Source organism: Streptomyces sp. GbtcB7, from assembly GCF_019091445.1.
Classification (GTDB): domain Bacteria; phylum Actinomycetota; class Actinomycetes; order Streptomycetales; family Streptomycetaceae; genus Streptomyces; species Streptomyces mirabilis.
Genome location: NZ_JAGXJM010000701.1, coordinates 1 through 233, shown reverse-complemented (window position 1 = coordinate 233; position 233 = coordinate 1). Strand labels below are relative to the sequence as shown.

The 233-nt window shown below is 71.2% G+C and carries 1 pseudogene; it reads right to left on the bottom strand.

Annotated features, from left to right (window positions below):
- A pseudogene (locus KVT44_RS57305) lies at positions 1-233 on the bottom strand (purine permease); the annotation flags it as partial.

Sequence of the window (233 nt, the reverse complement as noted above, 5' to 3'; positions counted from 1 at the left end):
CTGTCCATGATGGAGGCTCCGACGGAGGCCATGGGGGCGACGCCCGCGAAGATCACGCCATAGACGTAAGGAAGCCGCGCTCCGATATTCCAGTAGCCGAGGGTCTGGAGGAAGGTGGCGTGGCCCGCGGTGAACAGCCAGGCGCCGGGGAGGAAGGCCAGCTCGGTGGGGGCCAGCCCGACGCCGGCGCCGACGATCAGGGGGGGGGCGACGCCTCCCCCGTACATGGCGCC